This window comes from Nocardioides sp. Z21_20, from assembly GCF_059766585.1.
On the sequence record NZ_JCBAJX010000005.1, the window covers coordinates 117,544 to 136,508 of the forward strand.

An 18,965-nucleotide genomic window follows, 5' to 3' on the forward strand; every position below is an offset into this window, starting at 1 on the left:
GCGCCAGCGGGCCGGCACCTAGCGCGCGGCCAGCAGAGAGCGCAGCTCCGCGCGCCATCCGTCGTGCAGCCCGCCCACCGCACGCCGTGCCGTGGGCGTCCCGGGCAGGCGCACCCGCAGGGCGACGCCGTCCGCGGTCCGCGACAGCCACAGCTGCACGTCGTCGGCCAGGGTGGGCGCGGAGATGTGCTGCGCCCGGCGAGCCCCGGCGCGCGCGTGCCCGGGAGTGTGGCGATAGTCCAGCCAGGACACCATGAACACGTCGCCGCGAGTGCGGACCAAGGGCTGGGGCAGGGTCGCGATCACCTGGTCCAGCGGCACCTGCGCCAGGTCCTGCGCCCGGCGCAGCCGCTCGCCGGTCACCGCCAGGGAGGCGGCGCCGTCGGTCGGCACCTCCAGCGGCACCGAGGTGGTGAACCAGCCGACCGCGCGCCGCTCGTCCTCGCGGCGCCGCAGCCCGACCGGCACCAGCAGCTGGAGCGGGTGCGCACCACCCATCCGGCCCAGCGCCCGGCTCAGCGCCGTCAGCAGCACCGCGAACGTCGAGGCCCCCTGCCTTCGCCCGATCCGGGTCAGCGCCTCCGCCTCCTCGGCGTCGGCGAGACCGCGCAGCACGGTCTCCTGGGGCACCCGCTCACCGGCCGCCACGCCCAGCGCGAGCGGGAAGACCGGCAGCGTGTACGACCTCGCCGCGAGGAAGTCGTGCCAGGCGCGCAGCCGCGGGTCGTCACCGGGGACGGGCGGCGGCGCTCCCTCCCGGTTCCAGGAGACGAAGCACCCCGCCTCGGGGAGCGCCGCGGGGCCGCCGGTCCGGCGCGCGTCGTACAGCGCATGGAGGTCCTCGATCACCACCGGCAGCGAGTGCGCGTCGGCATGGAGGTGGTCGAGGGCGAGCAGCACGGTGGAGCCCTCCGGGCGTGAGATCGCCGCCGGCACGAACGCCGGGTAGCCGAACGGCTCGCAGCCCCGGTCGAAGCAGGCGCGCAGGAGCGCGCGCGTCTGCGCCGGGTCGGCGGTGCTCGCCTCCACCCGCGGCTCCCACACCAGCGCGGACGGCTCGTGTCGGCGCCCGGTGATGCCGTCGGGGCTCACTGTCGCCTCGCACTGGAGCGTGCCGTGCCGGGCGACCAGGTCGCCGATCGCGCCCTGCAGCGCGACCGGGTCGAGGGGGCCGGGTACGTCGAAGGACGCCGCGAGCCACACCGACGGCTCCCCCGCGGCGGCGGCGGCCAGGTGGTTGCGCTGGTTCAGCGACAGCGGCACCGCGACAGTGGCGGATCCGGCGGCGGGGCTGGCCCGCCAGGTGGTCACCGTGCCCGGGGCCGGTGACCAGTGCTCAGCGCTGGTGACGTGCATGGGCCCCCTCGAGCAGCCGACCGTCCGCCGCCGCGCGCAGCACCGCGCGCAGCGTCTCGTGGTACGTCGTGACCGCCTCCTGGGCGAACGGGGTGTCCGGGGTCTGCGCCACCACGTAGAGCCGGTCGGCGTCCCGGTTGACCCACATCGACGCGTTGGCGGTGCGGCCGGCGCCGGTGAAGTGCACCCCTCGCGCGTGCGCCGGGCTCGCGACGCCGGGGAACCAGCGCAGGTCGATGTAGGAGACCAGCTGCGGACTCCCCAACGACTCCGGCGGGGTGGTCCCCGAGGTCACCAGCGTCTCGAGCACCACGTGCACCGGGGTCGCCGCGAGCCGCTTGGCCCGCTCGAACCCCGCGTGTGCCGCCGCGACCGCGTCGGCGAACGAGGTGGCGCCGCCGAGCCCGAAGGCCACCGGCGCGAACGTGCAGAACCAGCCCTGCGCGGTGGTCCAGGGCCCGGTGCCGCGGGTGCTCAGCACGGTGACGCCGAAGTAGTCCTCGGCGCCGGTCAGCTGCCGCTCGGTCTCGGCCAGGGCGGCGAACACGCCGGCGGTGAGCCGCGCTCCGCCGGCCCTGCAGACGGCGTCGAGCCGGGCCAGGTCCTCGGCGTCGAGCAGATCGGTGTGCCGGATCCGGACCGGCGCGCTCTCCCCCGGCTCCAGCCCGAGGTCGAGGGGGAACGTCGGCAGCCGGCCGCCGTGGGTGGCCACGATCTCGACCCACTCCCGGACCTCGGGCGACGACGCGTCGTACGCCGCCGCGGCCCGGCGCTCGGCGCCCACGTAGCCCAGGAAGCCCTCGACCGGCTCCTCGTCCCCTGCCGGGTCCTCGTCTCCTGCCGGCTCGTCCGACCCGCTGCGCGCGGCCTCCTCGGCATAGAGGTCGGCCAGCTCGGAGGCGAGCAGGATCTGCGAGACGCCGTCGGTGAAGGCGTGGTCGCAGCCCCAGGCCAGGCCGAAGCCGTCGGGGCCCTCCACCACCTCGAGGGCGAAGCCCGGCCAGGAGTCCGGGCGGCAGGCCGCGTCGAAGCGCTCGGTCAGGTGCTCCTGCAGGCGCTGGTGCCACGCCTCCCCCGCGGTGGCGTCCGCGGCGTCCTCGGTGGCGGCTTCCTCGGTGCCAGCGGTGGGCGCGCCGTCCACGATCTCGAAGTCCACGTCCGCCACCGGCACCAGGTGGCGCACCGGCTCGGGGCCGCTCAGGTCGAACCAGGTGCGCATCCCCTCGTGGCGGACCACGAAGCGGCGCAGGGCCCGGGTCAGCGCCGCACGGTCCAGCGGCCCGTCGATCTCGGTGGCCACCCCCGTCCAGGCGCGGTGGAGGCCGCCGCGACGAGCCACGGCCGCATACGCGCGCAGGTGGTCCTGCTGCAGGAACGAGGGCGGTCCCGGGTCGACCGGGGCGGCCTCGGCCGCAGCCAGGCAGGCCGCGCTGGGACGCAGGGAGGCCAGCCGCCCCGGCGCGGGTCGCCACTGCGACATCTCCGCGAGGATCATGCGCTCACCTCCTGGCTCGCCTGCGCGGGCAGGCTCTCGAAGAGCCGGGCCAGCTCGCGCAGCACCTCGCCGATGACCTGGTCGGCCTCGCCTGCGCGCGGGTAGCGCGCCGAGACGTTGATCCCGTCGTGGTCGCGGATCAACCACAGGTAGACCTCGTCGTCGGCGTGGACCGGGCTGCGCAGCGCGCGCGCCCCCCAGTCCTCCCAGTCGCGGGACCCCGGGACGGTTCGCGTGTCGACGTACGTGATCACGAAGTGCGGGTGGTCGTCGAGGCCGAGCAGCTCCGCGACCCGCGGCAGCGGCTGCAGGGCGAGGGCCCGATCGCGGGCGACCGCGACGGCCGCCCGCTCGATCACGTCGATGAGGGCGTCGGCGCCGGCGAGGGTGAGGGCGATCGGCGCGCAGCCGACGTACCAGCCGACGGACGTGGCGTGCGCCGGGTCCTGCCGGGTGTGCAGCGGCAGCACGAAGTCCAGCCGATCGACGCCGCGCTGCGCGCGGATCGCCAGCGCGAGCAGGGCCAACGCTCCCGACTGCACTCCGGTGCCCGCGCCGCGACACAGGTCCGCCAGCACCCGGGCCTGCTCCGCGGTGGCCACCGGCGTCGAGGACGAGCGCTGCGGCAGCGCCTCATCGCTGACGGCGGCCACGGTGACGCGCGGGTCGGGGAAGTGCGGGAATCCGAGCTCGGGGGTGCCGGTGCCGGCGGAGAGGAACTCTCGCCACCGCCGCACGGCCGGGGCCTCCGGGGTGAGCCGCTCCCCGCGGGCGCGGTCCAGCGCCGAGTGGTCGACGTGGCTGCCGAGCTCGCAGGCGACGAGGTCGCCGGCCGGGGTGCCGGCCGCGACGCGGCGGTAGAGCTCGACGATCTCGGCGAACCACAGCAGCTGCGAGTAGGCGTCCATCACGCTGTGGTCGGCCCCGAAGACGAGCAGGAAGCCGTCGGCGTCGTCCTCGTGCACCGACGCGACCAGCAGGTGCGGCCAGGCGCTGGCGGAGATCGTCGCGAAGAGCCCGGCGACCATCTCGCGGGCGTCCTGCGCGCTGTGGTGTCCCTGGTCGACCGTGCGGACGTCCACCCCCTCCCCGAGGGCGGTCAGCCGGCGCCAGTGGCCGTCGTCGGTGGCCGCGACCGTGGTCCGCAGCGCCTCGTGGCGGGCGATCCAGGCGCGCAGCGCGCGACGCAGCACCTGCTCGTCGTACGGCTCCGGGACGCGCAGCACCGACCCGATCCAGGACCCCCGTTGGCCGTGGGCCAGCTGGTTGGCATGGTCCCAGGAGAGCCCGCGCGGGTCGGGCTCCCACGTCGCCTCCTCGACGTGGGGATGCCAGGTCGTCAGACGACCGGCGATGAACGGGTAGTCAGTCAGCTCCGTGTACTCCACACCCCGATCCTTGCCTGCCTACACCCCGGAGGCGATGTGAGATAACTCATGTTCACACACTGAGTGACACGTTTGCTCCGGTAACAAACATCGGCTTGCATGACGGCTCCCCGATCGACCGAAGGGCTACCTCCGGGTTCGCTCCCCCACGCGCGAAGGCTGACGCGATGCCCCTGTCCACCCGTCCACCGCAGCAGCCGCCGCTGCGCCTGAGCTTCGGCGACGACCTCTTCCTGCGCCGCCATCGTGGCGTGGCCAGCCCCATCGTGAACCAGTTCGTGTGGCGCTTCGACGACCCGGTCGACATGCAGCGGGTCACCCTCTTCCGCGACGCGCTGGCCGCGGGGGCGCTGGCCCGCCGTGCCGAGCGGGTCCGGGTCCTCGGCGCACGCGACCGGTGGGCCCCCAGCTCCCACACGCCGGACGTCGTCGGGCACCCCGGCCCGCTCTCCCCCGCCGATGCGCTGTGCTGGGCGCGTGCCCAGGGCCAGGCCGCGCTGGAGCCGGCCCTCGGCCGGGGCTGGCGGATCGCCGTGGCCGAGGTCGCCGGCGGTGGCGCGCTCGTCTCGCTCGTGGTCTCCCACGCGGTAGCCGACGGTGCGGCGATGCTGGACGCGGTCGAGCGCGCGGTTCGCGGCGTACCGGCGCCGCGGCTGCCCACCAGTCCCTCGCTGGGCCGGGCGGTGCTGGCCGATCTGCGCGACGGTGCCGGGCAGCTCGCCGAGGTGGGCCGCTGGGCTCTGGGGCGGCTGACCCGGCCCGGCCGGGACTCGGCCGCCGCCGACCCCGCGAAGGATCCCGCGGAAGCGGTTGGGCCCGACACCGCCGTGCCCGCACCGACGCCCGCACCGACGCCCGACCCGACGTCAGCGCCGGCACCGGCGCCGCCCGGTCCCTGGACGATGCCGCTGGTCGTCGCGGAGGTCGACACCGCCACCCTGACCGCGGCGCTCGCCGCCCACGGGGGCAGCCCCACCAGCTGGTTCGTCGCGGTGACGGCCGCGCTCTCGCGGGCCAGCGGGCGGATCGGCGCCGGCTCGCACGTGCCGGTGGCGCTGCCGGTGAGCACCCGCACCCCGGACGACCTGCGCTCCAACAGCACCCGGATCGCGCGCGTCGAGGTCACCCCCGAGCAGATCGAGGGGCGCGACCTGGCCGGGGTGCGGGCGGGCTGCAAGCGGGCGTACGCCGAGCTGGCCGCGGCCACGCCGGGTGCGGCGCCGCTGCCCCTGGCGCTGATCCAGATGCTGCCCGACGCCGTGATCGGCCGGCTCCCCCAGCCCCCCGCCGCGGCCGTGCTGGCCTCGCACATGGGTGAGCTGTCGCAGGCCTTCTGCTCCGTCGTCGGTACGACGCCGCGCAGCGTCGCCGCGATCGCCCATCACGTCGGCGCCCAGGCCGGGGAGATCCGGCTGCTGGGCGGCGGCCTGACCGCGTGGGCCTGCACCCGCGGTGAGGTGACCACGCTGAGCATCGCCGCGCTGGACCCCGACCGGGTCCCCGACGACACCACGCTGGAGCGTCTCGTGCGCGAGGAGCTGGCCCGCTGGGGTCTCGAGGCCACCCTGTGGTGAGGCGGGTCGGCTCAGCCGGCGTCGGCGAGCAGGCGGGCGGCCTCGCGCACCGCCTGGTCGGGACCGACCATCGACGCACCGAGACGGCGGGCGCGCTCCCGGGTGTTCTCTCCGAGCACCCGCTCCAGCGCACCCCGCAGGCGCCGCCGGTCGAGGTCGGCCGCCCGCAGCGAGGTGGCGACCCCGAGCTCGGTCAGCAGCCTGCCCCACAGCGGCTGGTCGGCGCTGTACCAGCCGATCACCGAGGGCAGCCCGGCCCGCAGGGTCGCGGCGACGGTGCCGGCCCCACCGTGGTGCACCGCCACCCGGCAGCGCGGCAGCACGACCGCATGGTCGACGGCGCCGACGACCCGCACCCGGTCGCCGCGGCGTCCGGGGAAGTCGTTCCAGCCGCTGCTGATGACCGCGCGCAGACCGAGGTCGGCGCAGGCGGCCTCGACGGCGCCGACCAGGTGGGCGGGGTCGCTCACCGGCATGCTGCCGAAGCCGACGTAGACGGGGGCGTCCCCGGCGTCGAGCCACCGGTCGAGCTCCGGGTCCGTGCTCGGGTCGGCGTCCTCGAGCAGGGCGCGGGCTCGGGCGTCGAGGCCGAGGAAGCCCACCAGCGGTCGGCGCGGAGTCCACTCCTCACCCAGCCCGGGCACCAGCGCGCGGTCGTAGGCCTGGATCTCCAGCGCCCCGCGCTCGCGCAGGCGCTCGGGCAGCTGGACCCGAGCCGGCCGCAGCCCCAACGACGCGCGCACCCGGTTCTCGGCCGCCTTGGTGAGCCGCCAGCGGGCCTGCTCCCCCAGCGCCCAGGTGGCCCGGCGCACGCCTGCCGACCCGGCGCCCAGCGACACCAGCGGGACCACCGTGTTGGCGCGCACCGGGCAGTAGTGCAGCGCCGCGAAGCCGATGTCGCGGTGCTCGGCCACCGCCGAGCCGACCTCCTGGCCGAGCAGGCCCGTCACCACAGCGTCGGCGCCCTCGCTGAGCTCCAGCAGGTCGGCGCACAGCGGGTCCCAGCCTGCCGTCGCGACCTCGCGCAGCGCACGCTGGCGACGCACCGGGTGACGCGAGCGCATGTCGCGGCGGACCAAGTCGGAGACCAGCAGGTCGTGGCTGTCGGTGCCGACCGCGACCGGCGCGAGACCGAGCCGCGCGGCCATCGGGACCAGGTTGGGCGCGACGCCGACCGCGACCCCGTGTCCCGCCGCCTGCAGCTCCAGGGCCAGCGCCAGCCCGGGCTGGACGTCGCCGCGGCTGCCGGCCAGCGCCATCGCGAACTTCACGGGGCAACCGTAGACGCAACCGCCGGGTCGCGGACCCGGGTGGGAGGGAGAGCACATGGATGAGCCCTACGCCGTGCACGCCCAGGGGCTGGTGAAGTCCTTCGCGGGCCACCGGGCCCTCGACGCGGTGGACCTGAGGGTGCCGGCGGGGAGCGTGTGCGCGCTGCTCGGCCCGAACGGCGCCGGCAAGACCACCGCGGTGCGGATCCTGGCCACGCTGGTGCGCCCCGACGCCGGCCGGGCCAGCATCCTGGGCCACGACGTGGTGCGCGAGGCGACCGCCGTACGGTCCCTGATCGGGCTGACCGGCCAGTACGCCTCGCTCGACGAGGCGCTGACCGCGACCGAGAACCTGGTGGTGATCGGCCGGCTGCTGGGCCTGCGCCGCGGGGCCCGTCGCCGGGCCGAGGACCTGCTGGAGGAGTTCGGCCTCACCGAGGCGGCCCGCCGTCCGGTGTCGGGCTTCTCCGGGGGCATGCGCCGGCGCCTCGACATCGCCGCCAGCCTGGTCGCGCGGCCCCCGGTGATCTTCCTCGACGAGCCCACCACCGGGCTCGACCCGCGGACCCGGACCCAGATGTGGGCCACCGTGCGCGACCTGGTCGCCCAGGGCAGCACCGTGCTGCTGACCACGCAGTACCTCGAGGAGGCCGACCACCTCGCGGACCGGATCGCGGTGGTGGACCGAGGACGCATCGTCGCCGACGACACCCCCGACCGGCTCAAGTCCTCGGTGGGCAGCTCGACCCTGACCGTCCGGGTCGCCGCCGCCGAGCAGGGCCGCGCCGCCCTGCTCGTCTCGCAGGTGACCGGGCGGCGCGCCGCTGCCTCCGCCGACCCCGGGGAGCCCGGGGTCCTGCACGCCGCGGTGGAGGACCCTGCCGTGGCCGCCGACGTCGTGCTGGCGCTGCGCGAGCACGCCATCGCGGTGCAGGAGATCGGGGTGCACCGGCCCTCGCTCGACGACGTGTTCTTCGCCCTCACCGGCGACCCGCGCCCGGACACCGGCGCCGGCCAGGACGAGGGGGCGGCATGAGCGCCGCGGTCAGCCAGTCGCTGACGATGGCCTACCGCGGGCTGCTGCGCGTGCGCCACGACCCCCAGCGTCTCTTCGACGTGGTGGCCCTGCCGGTGGTGGCGACGGTGATGTTCGCCAACGTCTTCGGCGGCGCGGTCGCCGGCGGCATCGACGCCTACCTGCCCCGGCTGGTGCCGGGGGTGATGGTCCAGATCGCGGTGACCGCCTCGGTCGTCACCGGCGTCCAGCTGCGCGACGACATGGAGCGGGGCGTCTTCGACCGGTTCCGCTCCCTGCCGATCGCCCGGACCGCGCCACTGGCCGGGTCGCTGCTCGCCGACGTGCTGCGCTACGTGATCGCGGTGGGCCTCACCGTGGTGGTGGGCCTGGCGATGGGCTACCGGCCGCAGTCCTGGTCCGGGCTCATCCTCGGCGGCCTGCTGGTGATCGGCTGCGCGTTCGCGGTGAGCTGGGTCTTCGCGTTGATGGGCGTGATGATGCGCAGCGCCTCGGCGGTGCAGGGCGCCTCGATGCTGGTGCTGATGCCGCTGTCGTTCATGTCCAACGCCCTGGTGCCGGTGGAGACGATGCCGGGCTGGATGCGGGCCGTCGCCGAGGTCAACCCGATCACCCACATGGTCTCGGCGGTGCGCGAGCTCGCCGCGGGGACCCCGGCCGCAGGCTCCGTGCTGTGGTCCCTGCTGGGCGCGGTGCTGCTGATCGCCGTGATGGCTCCCCTGACCGTGCGCGCCTACGTGCGCAGCGCCTGACCCGGAGGTATGACGTGCCCGTCCTGCGTGAACCCGCCACCCGTGCCAACCGACTGACCTACGACGACGACCTGTTCCTGCGCGCCCGCCGGGTGCTCGGCATCCCGCTGGTCAACCAGACCCTGTGGCGCTTCGACACCGAGCTGGACCCGGCGGGGGTGGAGGCGATCCGGGCTCGGCTCGCCACCGGGCGGCTGGCCCGCACGGTGGCCGCGCCGAGGATCCCCGGCGCCCGGCCCCGGTGGGTGCGCTCCTCGGTGGCCCCGGCGCTGCACGTCGAGCCCAACCCGGTCTCGGCCGACCAGGTCCTGGCCTGGGCGGACCGGATGGCCGCCGTCGAGGTCGATCCGGTGGACGGGCCCGGCTGGGCGCTCGCTCTGGCCCGCACCGACGACGGTGGCTCCGTGCTGTCCTACCTCACCTCGCACGTGCTCTGCGACGGCGGCGCCCACCTGGGCGCGGTGATCGCGGCGGTCGAGGGCACCCGCGGTCGCCGCCTCCCCGTCGACGACCCCGGCCTGCTCCAGCACCGTCGCCGCGACGACGTGCGCGACGCCCTGCACCTGGCCCGCCGCTCCGGGCGTGGGCTTCTCGAGGCGCGGCGCCTGGCCCGCGACCCGGCACCCGCCCTGGACGCCCAGCAGTCCTCCGACCTCCCGATACCCGCGCCGGCGGCCGACGACGACCTGCCCTTCACCATCCCGACCGTGGTCCTCGACTGCTCGGCCGACGCCTGGGAGGAGGTCGCCCGTCGCCACGGCGGCACCGCCAACACGCTGCTGGTGGCCATCTCTGTCGAGCTGATCCTCGCGCTCGGGCGGGCGCAGGCCGGCCGCCCGGTCCGGGTGGCCGTCCCGGTCAGCCTGCGCGGCGAGGACGATCTGCGCTCCAACGCCACCTCGGGGGTCTCGGTGAGCGTCGCTACCGAGGTCGTCGACGGCGTCGGCCGCGTCACCGACCTCGCCGCGGTCCGCACCGCGGTGCGCGCGGAGCTCTCGTCGCTGGCAGCCGGGACCCGGCGAGACGCCGTGGAGCCGCTCAAGCCGCTGCTGCAGATGATGCCGGACCGGCTGCTGCGTCGCCTGGCGCGCGACAACGCCGCCCCGCTGTGCCTGGCCTCCAACCTGGGGCGCCTGCCCACGTCGTACTCCCAGCCGACCGGGACGCCGCCGACCTCGGTGATGATGCGCTCGGTGACCCAGCGGGTCACCCGCGGCATGATGCGCGGCACCCGCGGCGGGATCAGCACCTGGTGGTCGCGCCACGGCGACGTCGCCACCCTGTCGGTGGTCGGGCTCGACCCCACCCACGTGCCGGACGCGGAGGTGCTGCGCGCGGCGACCCTCGCCGTCCTCGCCCGGTGGGGGATTCGCGCGCGAGCGTGGTGAGCGGCTGAGAGGATGTGCCGGTGACCAGCAGCACCCACGACGCCGTACTCGGTGCGCCGTACACCGTCGAGACCCTGTCCCTGCGCCCCGACGACGAGGGCGAGGTCGTCGCGACCCTGGTGCGGCGTCCCGCCGACGGCCCCGCCGGGGCCTCGGCCGGCGCGGTCCTGCACGTGCACGGCTTCGCCGACTACTTCTTCCACACCGAGTACGCCGAGTGGTGGACCAGCCGCGGCTACGACTTCTACGCCCTCGACCTGCGCAAGTACGGCCGGTCGCTGCGCCCCCACCAGACACCCAACTACGTGGCCGACCTCGAGGAGTACTTCGAGGAGCTCGACCTCACCTGGCAGCGGGTCACCGAGCGCGACGGCCACGACCGCGTCCTGCTCAGCGGCCACAGCACCGGCGGGCTCACGCTGCCGCTGTGGGCCGATGCGCGGCGCCCCGGGGCGACCGGGATGGTCCTCAACTCCCCCTGGCTGGACCTGCGCGGCTCGTTCCTGATGCGCACCGTGGGCACCCGACTGGTCGACCGGGTGGGGCAGCACCGTCCCCTGCGCGAGATCCCCCGCACGGTGAGCGGCTTCTACGGGCGCAGCCTGCACCGTGACCACGACGGCGAGTTCGACTACGAGCTGGCGTGGAAGCCGATGGACTCCTGGCCGGTGTACGCCGGCTGGCTGCGCGCCGTGCGGCGCGGGCACGCGCGGGTGCACGCCGGGCTGGAGGTCGGCTGTCCGGTGCTGGTGCTCTGCTCGGCGCGCACCGGCGCCCCGCTGGAGATGGGCGAGGAGGTGCACAGCACCGACATCGTGCTCGACGTGGGCCAGATCCGCCGCTGGGCCACCTCGCTGGGCAGGCACGTGACCACGGTCGCCGTGGACGGGGCCCGGCACGACGTGGTGCTCTCCCGACAGCCCGCGCGGAGCCGGGCGTACGCCGAGATCGAGCGCTGGCACACGGCGTACGTCTCATTGGCGGACGTCGAGCCCGCCTGAGCGGGCTCGGTGTGGTTAGGGTCACGCCCATGAATCCCGTGACCGGCCTGGCCTGGGGCCGCATCGCCCTGGGCACCGTCTCCTTCGTCTCCCCCGGCCTCGCCGCCCGGCTGCTGCGCCTCGACTCCGCAGCGAACCCGCAGCTTCCCTACCTGAGCCGGATGTTCGGCTCGCGCGAGATCGGGCTGGGCGCGATCACCCTGCTCGCCGGCGGCCCGGCGCGCCGGCGCCTGGTCCAGCTCGGGGTCGCGATCGACGGCGCCGACACCGTTGCGGCACTGCTCGCCGGGCGTGGCGGTTACGTTGGGAAGACGACCAGCGCGCTGCTGTGTCTGCCGGCACTCGGCGCGGTCGCCGTCGGGGTGGCCGACCTCGGCGCCGACGCCTGACCCTGCCAGAGGAGCCCCCGATGTCCCACCAGCCCTTCCCCCGCGACTTCCCCGCCGCGCCGTCCGCCGGAGTGCCGGCACCGCTGCTCGACCGGTTCGTGGCCCGCCTCCTGGACGCCGTGGTGGTCGGGCTGCCCTACCTGGTGCTGAGCCTCGTCGTGCGCATCACCGTCGACGGCTGGCTCCTGGAGAACGCCATCTCGACCGTGCTGCTGGTGGCGATGCAGCTGGCGTACTTCGGCTATCTCGAGTCCGCCCAGGGCCAGACCATCGGGAAGATGGTGATGAAGCTGCGCACCGTGGGTCCCCGCGGCACCAACCCGACGCTGGAGCAGGCGCTGCGTCGCAACCTCTTCTACGCGGCCGGGATGCTCTCCCTCGTCCCCTTCGTCGGTGGCGCCATCGGCAGCCTGGTCCAGTTCGTCGCCTGGATCACGATCGCCCTGGGCATCAACGCCGACACCGTCTCCCGGCAGGCCTGGCACGACCGGCTCGCCGGGGGCACGCAGGTGCTGAAGTACGGCTGAGGCTCGGGGTGGGGCGCTCGGGCGGGTCGGTGGTTGCGGCTGGGAGGGCGCCAGAACCACGAGTTAACTCGTGAAACCCGCACTTCCCACGCGAAGGAACACGTGGGAAGTGCGGGTTTCGTGTGGGGAGTACGACGCGGCGAGCGCACCCACACCCCGCCGCGGCCAGGCGCGATCCGCACCCCGAGCGCGGCTCAGAGCAGGAACGACACCAGCGCGACCACGCCGACGACGACGATGAACACCCGCAGGCCGGTCGCCGGCAGCCGGCGCCCGACGCTGGCGCCGATCTGGCCGCCGATCACCGAGCCGACCCCGATCAGCGCCACGATGCGCCAGTCGACGTGGGCCACCACCGCGAAGATGAGCCCCGAGATGCCGTTGACGACCGCGGCCAGGATGTTCTTGACGCCGTTGAGCCGCTGGAGGGTCTCGTTGATGCCGATCCCCATCACCGCCATCAGCAGGACGCCCTGGGCGGCGCCGAAGTAGCCGCCGTACACGCCGGCGAGCAGGACCAGCGGCCACACCCACCAGGCACCGGTCTCGGGCAGACCGCCCAGGTGCTCGTGGCGGCGCGCCACCCACGCGGAGATCCGCGGCTGCAGCACGACCAGCACGCAGCCGAGCACGATCAGCACCGGCACGATCGCGGAGAAGGCCCCCTCGGGCAGGGCCAGCAGCAGCACCGCCCCGAGGACGCCGCCGATCAGGGAAGCGCCGGCCAGGCGCAGGATGCGGGCGCGTTGGCCGGAGAGCTCGCGGCGGTAGCCCCAGGCGCCGGAGAGCGACCCGGGGACCAGGCCGATCGTGTTGGACACGTTGGCCGTGACGGGCGGGATGCCGAACGCGATGAGGGTCGGGAACGTCACCAGCGTTCCCGACCCCACCACGGTGTTGATGGTGCCGGCCGCGATCCCGGCGAGCAGGACCGCGGCCATCTCCAGGATGCTCACGGGGCCGGCGGCACCTCGGTGTCGGGCCCGGCGATGTCGTTCCCGGCGGAGCGGCGGGGCGCGGCCGCGCCCTCGGCCTCCGCGATCGCGCGCTGGACCTCGGCCTGGGCGCTGGAGACCTGCTGATGGGCCTCGGCCAGGTCCTCGGCCAGCGACGGAGCCTCCTCGCCCATCGGCACCCGGACCCGCGGTCCCTCGACCTCGTCGGGGATGCCCTGCAGGCTGTTCATCGTGGAGCCCAGCCCCTCCAGCGCCTTGCCGATCTCGCTGGGCACGATCCAGACCTTGTTGGCGTCACCCTCGGCGATCTTCGGCATCATCTGCAGGTACTGGTAGGCCAGCAGCGACTGGTCGGGGCGCCCGTCGTGGATCGCCTGGAACACCGTCTGGATGGCCTGCCCCTCGCCCTGCGCACGCAGGATCTGCGACTCCCGATCCGCCTGGGCGCGCAGGATCTGCGACTCGCGGTCACCCTCCGCGGAGAGGATCGCGGCCTGCTTCTGGCCCTCCGCGGTGAGGATCGAGGCCTGCCGGCCACCCTCGGCGGTGAGGATCTGCGCGCGCTTGTCGCGGTCGGCGCGCATCTGCTTCTCCATCGAGTCCTTGATCGACGGCGGCGGGTCGATGCCCTTGAGCTCGACCCGGTTCACCCGGATGCCCCATTTGCCGGTCGCCTCGTCCAGCACGCCACGCAGCCGGGTGTTGATCTCGTCGCGGCTGGTCAGCGTCTCCTCCAGGTCCATGCCGCCGACGATGTTGCGCAGCGTGGTCATCGTGAGCTGCTCGACGGCCTGGATGTAGTTGGCGATCTCGTACGTCGCACTGACCGGGTCGGTGACCTGGAAGTAGATGACGGTGTCGATGGAGACCACCAGGTTGTCCTCGGTGATCACCGGCTGCGGCGGGAAGCTCACCACCTGCTCGCGCAGGTCGATCATGTAGCGCACCCGGTCGATGAACGGCACCAGGATGTTGAGCCCTGCGGGGAGGGTCTCCTTGTACTTGCCGAACCGCTCCACGACACCGGCACGCGCCTGCGGGATGATCCGCACGGTCTTGGCCAACAGCACGATGACGAACAGCCCCAGAAGAACGAGCAGGGCCAGGAAAACGGGCATGGTGACTCCTCTCAGCTCTCCAGGGATGGGACGGGGTGGACGTAGGCGATGGCGCCGCGGATCTCGAGGACCTCCACGGTCTCTCCGGGCGCGATGATCAGGGTCTCGTCGTAGGGCAGTGCCGACCAGATCTCGCCGGCCAGCCGCACCCGGCCGGCCTGCAGGCCGGTGATCTCCTCGGTGACCCTGCCCTGGGTGCCCAGCAGCTTGCTGTGCCCGAGCACCAGCTCGGGCCCGTGGTGCATCCGCTTGACGATCGAGGGACGTACCAGCGCGAGCATCGCCGCCGAGGCCAGGAACGCCCCCAGGACCTGCAGCCCGAAGGGCAGCCCGACCACCGCGGCCAGCATGCCCACCAGGGCCCCGGCCGCGAGCATCGCCAGCACCAGATCGAGGCTGAGCATCTCCGCGACACCGAGGGCGATGGCCAGCCCGAGCCAGGACTCCCACGCGTGCTCTCTGAGCCAGTCGAGCCAGTCCATGACGAGAGCCTATCGACTGTTCACTGAGCGCGGTGCCCACTTCGACGACGCGCCGACCAGCGGCCCTCGTCGTGAGCCAGGCTCAGCGGCATCCCGAACGTCTCCGAGAGGTTGTGCTCGGTGAGCGTCTCGGGGATCGGGCCGGCCGCGACGGCGCGCCCCTCACGCAGCATCAGCACGTGGGTGAACCCCGGGGGGATCTCCTCCACGTGGTGGGAGACCAGCACGGTCGCCGGCGAGTCGGGGTCCACGGCCAGCGTGGAGAGGATCGAGACCAGATCCTCGCGCCCTCCCAGGTCCAGGCCGGCCGCCGGCTCGTCGAGGAGCAGCAGCTCGGGATCGGTCATCAGCGCGCGCGCCACCTGCACCCGCTTGCGCTCGCCCTCGCTGAGCGTCCCGAAGGTCCGCTCGCGCAGGTGCTGCACGCCGACCTCGGTGAGCAGCGCGTCGGCCCGGTCGTGGTCCAGGCTGTCGTAGTCCTCGCGCCAGCGCCCCAGCACGCCGTACGACGCGGAGACGACCACGTCGGGCACCAGCTCGTGGCGGGGGATGCGCTCGGCCAGGGCGGCGCTGGTCAGGCCGATCCGGGGGCGCAGCTCGAAGACGTCGACGGTGCCCAGCACCTCGCCGAGGATGCCCACCACGCCGCTGGTGGGGTGCATCTGCGCGGACGCTACTTGCAGCAGCGTGGTCTTGCCGGCGCCGTTCGGGCCGAGGATCACCCACCGCTCATCCTCGTTGACGGTCCAGGAGAGCTGGTCGAGAAGGGTCGCCTTGCCCCTTCGGACCGTGACATCGGCGAACTCGAGGACAGCGGTCATGGGGCTCACCCTATCCATCCCCCTCCGAGCCCCGCGTAGGGTCTTCGCCCGTGAGCGCCTCGCTGCCCGAATCCGCCGTCCTCGCCTGGTGGGGCACCGCCTGGCTGCGCGGCCAGGTGGTCGCCGACCAGCTCCTCGACGTCGTGCTCGGCGGGGAGGACGCCGCCCACCTGGTCCGCGAGACGGCGCCCGGCCTCCCCCACGACGCTCAGCCGCGCCCGCTCCTGGAGTCCCTGGCAGGGCTGCGCGCCCGCGGCGTCGACGGGCTCGGCCTGGCGTTGCCGGCGGAGGGGGACCCGGTGGGTCTGGGTGGGCCCGCCGCGTTCAACGCGGCCGCCCTGGAGGCGGGCGAGGCCGTGCTCGCGGGTGACCTCGGGCTGGTCCCCGAGCGAGTGGGTCGGGTGGTCACCTGGGTCGCCCACCCGGCCGCGCGCCGACAGCTCCCCGACGTCGGCGAGGCCGACCGCGGGCTGCGCGCCGCCATCATCGCCGCCGCCGAGTCGCTGGCCGCGCTCGACGTGGCCCGCTGGCGCCCGGAGGTCGCCGACGAGCTGATGAACCTGCGCCGGCTCCGGCTGCCCGACGCCCCGCCGGGGGTGCCCCCGCGCTGCGTCGAGCTCGCCGGCCGCGCCCTGCTCGCCGCGGGGATCGTGGAGCTGGCGCTCGAGGACGACGGCGCCGCGGTCACCGCCCACGAGATCGAGCTGCGCCGCGAGGCGCTGCGCCCCCTGGAGCGCGCCGCCCGCCGCGGGCTCGTCGCGGCGTGCTCACCGGAGGTGTGGCCGCCGGGCTGAGTCCCCGGGCCGCGATAGCCTCGTCCTGCCATGACCCAGGACGCCCCCAACACCCTGCTGATCACCCTCACCGGCATCGACCGGCCCGGAGTGACGTCGACGATCTTCTCCACCCTCGCCCACACCGGCGTCGACGTCGTCGACGTCGAGCAGATCGTGCTGCGCGGCCAGCTGGTGCTCGGGGTCCTGGTCACCGCCCCGCGGGACTGGAAGCGCCTCGCCGCCGCGGTCGAGGAGAGCGCCGCCTTCCTGGGGATGCACGTCTCGATCGAGCGCGGCATCGGCGACAACCAGGCGCGCAAGCAGGGACGCTCCCACGTGACCGTCCTCGGCGCCCCGCTGCACGCGCACGCAATGGCCGCCATCTCGGGGCGGATCGCCGACGTCGGGGGCAACATCGACCGGATCGTGCGGATGGCCCGCTACCCGGTCACCGCGATCGACCTGCACGTCTCCGGCGTCGCACCGGCCACCCTGCGCTCGGTGCTCGCCCCCGAGGGGTCGCGCCAAGGCGTGGACGTCGCCGTGCAGCCGGCCAGCCTGATCCGGCGCGGGATGCGGCTGATCGTGATGGACGTGGACTCCACCCTGGTGCAGGGCGAGGTCATCGAGATGCTGGCCGCCCACGCCGGCTGCGAGGCGGAGGTCGCCCGCGTCACCGAGGCCGCGATGCGCGGGGAGCTCGACTTCGAGGCGTCGCTGCGCTCGCGGGTGGCGCTGCTGCGCGGCGTCGACGCCTCGGCGCTCGACCAGGTGTACGACGCGATCCAGCTCGCACCCGGGGCCCGGACGATGGTGCGCACGCTGAGCCGGCTGGGCTACCGGTTCGCCATCGTCTCCGGCGGCTTCAGCCAGATCACCGACCGGCTCGCCGCCGACCTCGGGATCCACTTCTCCCGGGCCAACGAGCTCGAGATCGTCGACGGCCGCCTCACCGGCGGCATCGTCGGCCAGGTCGTCGACCGGGCCGGCAAGGCGCAGGCCCTGCGCGAGTTCGCCGCCGAGGTCGGCGTGCCGGAGTCCAGCGTGGTGGCGATCGGGGACGGGGCCAACGACCTCGACATGCTCAACGCCGCGGGCCTCGGCATCGCCTACAACGCCAAGCCGGCGGTGCGGGAGGCGGCCGACACCTCGGTCAACGTGCCCTACCTGGACGCGATCATGTACCTGCTGGGGATCACCCGCGAGGAGGTCGAGGCCGCCGACGCCGAGGCCGGCATCGTGACCCCCTCACCCCCCGTGTGATCCCGCTCGGGTGACCCGAAGCGGCTCAGCCGCGCCCGTCGTGGAACCCCGCCAGCCGCGCCGTCGCGAAGCCGAGGTCGGCCCAGTCCCCGTCGTAGGCGAAGACGCTCACCGCGGCGGTCGGGTAGCCGCCCGCCATCGCCGCGCCGGCCTGCGCGTCGCCCTCGCCGTCGTCGAGCATCTGGGCGAGGTAGGCGATGGTCGGGTTGTGTCCCACCACGATCACCGAGCGCGCCGAGGCCGGCGCCAGCCGGATCAGGTCCAGCGCCGTCTCGGGTCCGGCTGAGTAGAGCCCTGCCTCGACCTCCGGCTCCAGGTGCCAACCTGCGGTCTCGGCCAGCTCGGCCCAGGTCGACCGGGTCCGGGTCGCGGCCGAGACCATGGCGTGGTCGGGCACGAAGCCGGCCGACCTCAGCCAGCCGGCCGCCCGGGCGGCGTCCTCGCGCCCCCGCGCGGTGAGGTCGCGGGCGGCGTCGGAGGCGGCGTGGCCCTCGGCCTGGGCATGTCGCATCAGGACGAGACTGCGGTTCTCGGGCACGCCCCGAATCCTGCCACTACCCGCGCCGGTGGCGACAGCGCGCTCGCTCAGGAGCCCATCGCGTGGAAGCCGCCGTCGACGTGCACGATCTCACCGGTGGTCGCGGGGAAGAAGTCCGAGAGCAGCGCACAGACGGCCTTGGCGGTCGGCGTCTGGTCGGTCTCGTCCCAGCCCAGCGGCGCGCGGGTGCTCCACATCGACTCCAGCTCCTCGAAGCCGGGGATCGCCCTGGCCGCCAGCGTCCTCAGCGGCCCGGCGGCGACCAGGTTGCAGCGCACCCCCTGGGGCCCGAGGTCGCGGGCGAGGTAGCGCGAGCACGACTCCAGCCCGGCCTTGGCCACGCCCATCCAGTCGTAGGCGGGCCAGGCCACCGTCGCGTCGAAGGTCAGCCCGACCACCGAGCCGCCCTGCGGCATCAGCGGCAGGCAGGCGGCGGTCAGCGACTTCAACGAGAACGCCGAGACCTGCAGCGCCTGCGCCACGTCGGGCCAGGGCCCCTGCATGAAGTCGCCCCCCAGCAGCGTCTCGGGGTTGCCGTAGGCGATCGAGTGGACCACCCCGTCCAGGCCGTCGACGTGCTCGCGCACCAGGTCGGGCAGCCGGGCGAGGTGCTCGTCGTCGGTGACGTCGAGCTCGAGGACCGGCGGCTCCACGGGGAGCCGCTTGGCGATCCGCCGGGTGATCCCCAGCGCCCTGCCGAAGTTGGAGATCAGCACGGTCGCGCCCTGCTCCTGTGCGACCCGGGCGGTCGCGAAGCCGATGGAGGAGTCCATCGTGACTCCGGCGACCAGGATGCGCTTGCCCTCGAGTATGCCCATGTGTGTTGCTCCCTCT

At 74.4% G+C, this 18,965-nt stretch carries 19 protein-coding genes; 9 read left to right on the forward strand and 10 right to left on the reverse strand.

Going from position 1 to position 18,965, the window contains the following annotated elements; all coding sequences use genetic code 11:
- Positions 1 to 18: 18 nt before the first annotated feature.
- Genes AC6EH9_RS10540 through AC6EH9_RS10550 form a run of 3 tightly spaced genes read right to left on the reverse strand, consistent with a single transcriptional unit; the run spans position 19 to position 4,239 of the window.
- Complete coding sequence (locus tag AC6EH9_RS10540) at positions 19 to 1,356, reverse strand: condensation domain-containing protein (protein WP_498422893.1); 1,338 nt, start codon at positions 1,354 to 1,356, stop codon at positions 19 to 21.
- Complete coding sequence (locus AC6EH9_RS10545) at positions 1,337 to 2,851, reverse strand: condensation domain-containing protein (protein WP_498422894.1); 1,515 nt, start codon at positions 2,849 to 2,851, stop codon at positions 1,337 to 1,339. Before AC6EH9_RS10545 ends, AC6EH9_RS10540 begins: the two co-directional genes overlap by 20 nt.
- Positions 2,848 to 4,239 (reverse strand): condensation domain-containing protein, encoded by a 1,392-nt coding sequence (locus AC6EH9_RS10550; RefSeq protein ID WP_498422895.1) that lies wholly within the window; start codon positions 4,237 to 4,239, stop codon positions 2,848 to 2,850. Before AC6EH9_RS10550 ends, AC6EH9_RS10545 begins: the two co-directional genes overlap by 4 nt.
- Positions 4,240 to 4,406: 167 nt before the next feature.
- Here AC6EH9_RS10550 and AC6EH9_RS10555 point away from each other — a divergent pair, with 167 nt between their 5' ends.
- Positions 4,407 to 5,813 (forward strand): hypothetical protein, encoded by a 1,407-nt coding sequence (locus tag AC6EH9_RS10555; protein WP_498422896.1) that lies wholly within the window; start codon positions 4,407 to 4,409, stop codon positions 5,811 to 5,813.
- An 11-nt stretch (positions 5,814 to 5,824) separates the two neighbouring features.
- Here the strand turns inward: AC6EH9_RS10555 and AC6EH9_RS10560 are convergent, their stop codons facing one another.
- Complete coding sequence (locus AC6EH9_RS10560; RefSeq protein ID WP_498422898.1) at positions 5,825 to 7,084, reverse strand: glycosyltransferase; 1,260 nt, start codon at positions 7,082 to 7,084, stop codon at positions 5,825 to 5,827.
- A 55-nt stretch (positions 7,085 to 7,139) separates the two neighbouring features.
- On the opposite strand from AC6EH9_RS10560, the gene AC6EH9_RS10565 reads away from it, so the two are divergent.
- From AC6EH9_RS10565 to AC6EH9_RS10590, 6 genes are read left to right on the forward strand one after another with little or no spacing between them, the layout of a single operon-like run.
- On the forward strand, positions 7,140 to 8,120 hold the full coding sequence (locus tag AC6EH9_RS10565) for an ATP-binding cassette domain-containing protein (protein WP_498422900.1): 981 nt from the start codon (positions 7,140 to 7,142) through the stop codon (positions 8,118 to 8,120).
- Positions 8,117 to 8,872 carry an ABC transporter permease gene (locus tag AC6EH9_RS10570; RefSeq protein WP_498422903.1) on the forward strand — a complete coding sequence of 252 codons (756 nt, stop codon included), beginning with the start codon at positions 8,117 to 8,119 and terminating at the stop codon, positions 8,870 to 8,872. The genes AC6EH9_RS10565 and AC6EH9_RS10570 overlap by 4 nt, the downstream gene beginning before the upstream one ends.
- A 14-nt stretch (positions 8,873 to 8,886) precedes the next feature.
- A complete protein-coding gene (locus AC6EH9_RS10575; protein WP_498422905.1) occupies positions 8,887 to 10,260 on the forward strand; it encodes a hypothetical protein in 1,374 nt (457 codons plus the stop codon).
- Positions 10,261 to 10,280: 20 nt separating this feature from the next.
- Positions 10,281 to 11,261, forward strand: coding sequence for an alpha/beta hydrolase (locus AC6EH9_RS10580; protein ID WP_498422906.1), 981 nt, complete (start codon positions 10,281 to 10,283; stop codon positions 11,259 to 11,261).
- A 29-nt stretch (positions 11,262 to 11,290) separates the two neighbouring features.
- Positions 11,291 to 11,650, forward strand: a complete 360-nt coding sequence (locus AC6EH9_RS10585) for a hypothetical protein (protein WP_498422908.1) — start codon at positions 11,291 to 11,293, stop codon at positions 11,648 to 11,650.
- 20 nt (positions 11,651 to 11,670) lie between these two features.
- Positions 11,671 to 12,177, forward strand: coding sequence for an RDD family protein (locus AC6EH9_RS10590; RefSeq protein WP_498422910.1), 507 nt, complete (start codon positions 11,671 to 11,673; stop codon positions 12,175 to 12,177).
- A gap of 194 nt (positions 12,178 to 12,371) precedes the next feature.
- On the opposite strand, the gene AC6EH9_RS10595 is transcribed toward AC6EH9_RS10590, so the two are convergent.
- Genes AC6EH9_RS10595 through AC6EH9_RS10610 form a run of 4 tightly spaced genes read right to left on the reverse strand, consistent with a single transcriptional unit; the run spans position 12,372 to position 15,554 of the window.
- Positions 12,372 to 13,133: a sulfite exporter TauE/SafE family protein gene (locus tag AC6EH9_RS10595; RefSeq protein ID WP_498422912.1), complete on the reverse strand. Its 762-nt coding sequence runs from the start codon at positions 13,131 to 13,133 to the stop codon at positions 12,372 to 12,374.
- Positions 13,130 to 14,251 (reverse strand): SPFH domain-containing protein, encoded by a 1,122-nt coding sequence (locus AC6EH9_RS10600; protein ID WP_498422915.1) that lies wholly within the window; start codon positions 14,249 to 14,251, stop codon positions 13,130 to 13,132. Before AC6EH9_RS10600 ends, AC6EH9_RS10595 begins: the two co-directional genes overlap by 4 nt.
- An 11-nt stretch (positions 14,252 to 14,262) precedes the next feature.
- Entirely contained in the window at positions 14,263 to 14,733 is a 471-nt protein-coding gene (locus AC6EH9_RS10605; RefSeq protein WP_498422917.1) for an NfeD family protein, read from the reverse strand.
- 20 nt (positions 14,734 to 14,753) lie between these two features.
- Entirely contained in the window at positions 14,754 to 15,554 is an 801-nt protein-coding gene (locus tag AC6EH9_RS10610) for an ABC transporter ATP-binding protein (protein WP_498422919.1), read from the reverse strand.
- Positions 15,555 to 15,604: 50 nt separating this feature from the next.
- On the opposite strand from AC6EH9_RS10610, the gene AC6EH9_RS10615 reads away from it, so the two are divergent.
- Both AC6EH9_RS10615 and serB read left to right on the forward strand, forming a co-directional pair.
- Positions 15,605 to 16,348 carry an Rv1486c family protein gene (locus AC6EH9_RS10615; protein ID WP_498422920.1) on the forward strand — a complete coding sequence of 248 codons (744 nt, stop codon included), beginning with the start codon at positions 15,605 to 15,607 and terminating at the stop codon, positions 16,346 to 16,348.
- 30 nt (positions 16,349 to 16,378) lie between these two features.
- Positions 16,379 to 17,593, forward strand: coding sequence for a phosphoserine phosphatase SerB (serB, locus tag AC6EH9_RS10620; protein WP_498422921.1), 1,215 nt, complete (start codon positions 16,379 to 16,381; stop codon positions 17,591 to 17,593).
- Positions 17,594 to 17,618: 25 nt separating this feature from the next.
- Here serB and AC6EH9_RS10625 read toward each other — a convergent pair whose 3' ends face one another.
- Both AC6EH9_RS10625 and fabI read right to left on the reverse strand, forming a co-directional pair.
- Positions 17,619 to 18,131, reverse strand: coding sequence for a SixA phosphatase family protein (locus AC6EH9_RS10625; protein ID WP_498422923.1), 513 nt, complete (start codon positions 18,129 to 18,131; stop codon positions 17,619 to 17,621).
- A gap of 47 nt (positions 18,132 to 18,178) precedes the next feature.
- A complete protein-coding gene (fabI, locus tag AC6EH9_RS10630) occupies positions 18,179 to 18,949 on the reverse strand; it encodes an enoyl-ACP reductase FabI (protein ID WP_498422924.1) in 771 nt (256 codons plus the stop codon).
- Positions 18,950 to 18,965: the final 16 nt, after the last annotated feature.